The following is a 3,526-nucleotide window of genomic DNA, read 5'->3' on the forward strand; positions in this document are numbered from 1 at the left end:
GTGGGGAGGGTGGCGGCGAAGCCGACGGGTGGGGCTTGATGACTCAGCGGACCCCACCCACCAGCTTCGCTGGTCCCCCCTCCCCACAAGGGGGAGGGAAGAAAGTCAGTTCTAGTACAGCACCCCCAGCGCCTCGCGCTCGAAGTTCTTCAGCTCGTCATTTCGGCCGTCGCGGATCTTCACCACCCACTCCGGGTCCTGCAGCAGGGCGCGGCCCACGCCCACCAGGTCGAACTCGCCGCGGTCCAGGCGCTCCAGCAGGCCGTCGATCGAGGCAGGCTGACTGCCCTCGCCGCCGAACGCCGCGATGAACTCGCCCGACAGGCCCACCGAGCCGACCGTGATGGTCGGGGCGCCGGTCAGCTTCTTGGCCCAGCCGGCGAAGTTCAGGTCGGAGCCCTCGAATTCCGGCTCCCAGAAGCGGCGTTGCGAGCAGTGGAAGATGTCGGCGCCGGCGTCGGCCAGGGGCTGCAGCCAGGCTTCCAGCAGCTTCGGAGTTTCGGCGTTCTTGACCGCGTAGTCCTGCTGCTTCCACTGCGACAGGCGGATGATCACCGGATAGTCGGGACCGACGGCGGCGCGGACGGCCTTCAGGATCTCGGCGGCGAAGTTGGAGCGTTCGGCGATGGTCGGGCCGCCGAACGCGTCGTCGCGGACATTGGTGCCGTTCCAGAAAAACTGGTCGATCAGGTAGCCATGGGCGCCGTGCAGCTCGATGGCGTCGAAGCCCAGGGCCTTGGCGTTGGCGGCGGCGCTGGCGAAGGCGGCTATGGTGTCGGCCACGTCCGCGTCGGTCATCGGCTCGGTGAACGGATTACCGCCCGCCTTGGACAGGCCCGAGGGGCTGTCGATCTTGCCCAGCACGTCCTTTCCCCTGGCGGCGCCCACGTGCCACAGCTGCGGGGCGATCAGGCCGCCGGCGGCGTGGGTCTCGTCGACCACCTTCTTCCAGGCCGCCAGTTCCTTTTCGCCATGGAAGCGGGGGATGTTGGCGTCGTTCAGCGAGGCGTCGCGGGCGATGCCGGTGCCCTCGGTGATGATCAGGCCGACCTGGTTCTCGGCGCGGCGGCGGTAATAGGCGGCCACGTCGTCGGTGGCCACGCCGCCGGGCGAGAACGACCGGGTCATCGGAGCCATCACCACCCGGTTGGGCAGCTTCAGCGACTTGAATTCGAACGGCTTGAACAGGGCGTCGAGGGCCATGAGGCGGCTCCAAAGAAACAGTTGTTTGAAACCTTATGCAGTGGGTTTCGTTTCAAGACCACGCAGAAAAACTGAAACAGGCGTTGTGTCGCGTGGCGCTGCAGGACGCCCCCTCCGTCACGTCGCTTCGCGACGCGCCACCTCCCCCGTTTCACGGGTGAGGAGGAAACCGGTCCCCCCTCTCCTCACCCGCATCGCGGGGGAGGTGGCGCGATGCGAATACGCATCGTGACGGAGGGGGCGTCCCACGAAGCTAAAGCCCCAGCACCAGCTTGGTGATGATGTTCTTCTGGATCTCGCTGGAGCCCGCATAGATCGTGGTCTTGCGGTAGCTGAAATAGGCCGGAGCGGCCGGGCCTGCGTAGTCCGGCCCGGCGCGGCCGTCGTTGGTCGCCGACCAGGTGTCGCGCACGAACGGCGCGGCGTAGGTTCCGACCGCCTCCAGGGCCAGGGCGGTGATCGCCTGCTGAGTTTCAGAGCCGGCCAGCTTCAGCATCGACGAGGCCGGTCCCACCGCCTTGCCCGCCCCGCGCCCGGAGAAGATCCGCAGCTCGGTGGCGTTCAGCGACTCCACGGCGATCTCCAGCTCGGCGATCTTGCGACGGAAATCCGGATCCTCGATCAGCGCCCCGCCGTCGTCGGACCGCTCGAGCGCGGCGATCTTCTTGACCTTGCGCAGCATGTGCATCAGGCCGGGCGCATAGGCGTTGCCGCGCTCGAACTCCAGCAGGTACTTGGCGTAGGTCCAGCCCTTGTTCTCCTCGCCGACCCGGTTGGCGATCGGCACGCGGACATTGTCGAAGAAGACCTGGTTGATCTCCTGCTCGCCCTCGGCCGGACCGTCCAGGGTGGGCAACGGCTTGATCTGGATGCCCGGCAGGGTCATCGGCAGCAGCAGGAAGGTGATGCCCTCCTGCGGCTTGCCCTCGCTGGAGGTGCGCACCAGGCAGAACATCCAGTCGGCCCACTGGGCGTGGGTGGTCCAGATCTTCGAGCCGTTCAGCACATAGTCGTCGCCGTCTCGCTCGGCCTTCATCTGCAGGCTGGCCAGGTCCGAGCCCGAGCCGGGTTCGGAATAGCCCTGGCACCACCAGATGTCGGACGACAGGATCGGCGGCAGGTGCTGGGCCTTCTGCTCGGGCGTGCCGAACGCCATGATCACCGGCGCGCACATCTTCAGCCCCATCGGCGAGGGGTTGGGCGTGCCGGCCAGCGACAGCTCCAWGTTGAAGATGTAGCGCTGCGACGGCGTGAAGCCCGCCCCGCCCAGCTCGACCGGCCAGTCCGGCGCGGCCCAGCCCCGATCGAACAGCTTCTTCTGCCATTTCACCTGGCCGGCCTTGTCGAGATAGCCGTTCTTCGACTGCGACGTCTTGCGACGCAGGTCGTCGTCATAGGCCGAGGCGATCCAGTCGCGGACCTCCTGCTGGAAGGCCAGATCCTCAGGCGAAAAGGCGAGATCCAAGGCCCTACTCCACCGCGTCGAGATATTCGATCTCGGGGCGGCCGGCCATGAACGGTCCCATGGCCGCGCCGGCGGCCTTGAAATAGTCGCTGGAGCCGTGGGCCTTCAGGGCGTCTTCCGAGGCATAGAGCTCCAGCACCTTGTAGACGCCGGCCTCGGTCTTGCTGCGGGTCAGCTGGTAGACGAGGCAGCCCGGCTCGTTGGCCTTCACCTTGTTCTGCAGGTCCAGGAACACCTTCTCGAAGTCGCCCGCCTTATCCGGCTGAACCTTCAGCACCGCCACAACGCCGATCATGTCGTCCTCCCGAGGCCTTGCTGGCCAAACATTTGTTTGAAGCCAGTGTCGGGGAAGCCGCGGCGGAGGGCAAGGGGCCTTACGCCCCTTCCCTAACGACCGTTATCCCGGGTCTTGTTCCCGGGACCTCTGGTTCGTTTGTTGGTGAAGCGAAATGGCGCGCTAGCGCGCCACACCTCCGCACTTGCGGCGGATAGAGGTGTCCCGGGCACAAAGCCGAGGACGACGACGTTTAATGAGATGGAGCGGCAGAAGCGCCTAGCGCCGCTCGTTCCAGCCGTAAGCCACCCACGAGTGGCCGCCCATGTGGCGGGCTTCGATCAGGCCGGGGTCGCCGCTGGGGGCGGCGGCGGACGCGGTGCGGCTGCGCAGGGCGAAGGCGGCGAGGCCGAGAAGGGCCGTGGCCATGAAGCCGATGACCACCAAGGTGGCGGCGAACACCACCGCGATCACGGCCGCGACGGCGACGGCGATCGAGGTCGCCACGGCGCCGGCCAGAGTGGCCAGGCTGCGCCAGGCGATACCGGTAGCCTTAGCTGTCTCCATCATGGTCCTCGCAGGCG

Annotated in this window: 4 protein-coding genes; all 4 read right to left on the reverse strand. The window is 67.0% G+C overall.

What is annotated here, in order from left to right:
- Positions 1-111: 111 nt before the first annotated feature.
- A complete protein-coding gene (locus AC1DZ6_RS21540; protein ID WP_477099175.1) occupies positions 112-1,203 on the reverse strand; it encodes an NADH:flavin oxidoreductase in 1,092 nt (363 codons plus the stop codon).
- Between the two features lie 253 nt (positions 1,204-1,456).
- Entirely contained in the window at positions 1,457-2,668 is a 1,212-nt protein-coding gene (locus AC1DZ6_RS21545; RefSeq protein ID WP_477099176.1) for an acyl-CoA dehydrogenase family protein, read from the reverse strand.
- 4 nt (positions 2,669-2,672) lie between these two features.
- The gene (locus AC1DZ6_RS21550; RefSeq protein ID WP_477099177.1) at positions 2,673-2,963 is read right to left on the reverse strand and encodes a putative quinol monooxygenase; all 291 of its coding nucleotides are present in this window, start codon (positions 2,961-2,963) and stop codon (positions 2,673-2,675) included.
- 258 nt (positions 2,964-3,221) lie between these two features.
- On the reverse strand, positions 3,222-3,526 hold a 305-nt coding region (locus AC1DZ6_RS21555), incomplete at its 5' end, for a hypothetical protein (RefSeq protein ID WP_477099178.1).

Source organism: Caulobacter sp. P1_B12_2 (genome assembly GCF_056406675.1).

What these genes read in the sequence shown, in the direction of transcription:
- AC1DZ6_RS21540 (WP_477099175.1), bottom strand. Translation starts at nt 1,203, where the DNA reads ATGGCCCTCGACGCCCTGTTCAAGCCGTTCGAATTCAAGTCGCTGAAG.
- AC1DZ6_RS21550 (WP_477099177.1), bottom strand. Translation starts at nt 2,963, where the DNA reads ATGATCGGCGTTGTGGCGGTGCTGAAGGTTCAGCCGGATAAGGCGGGC.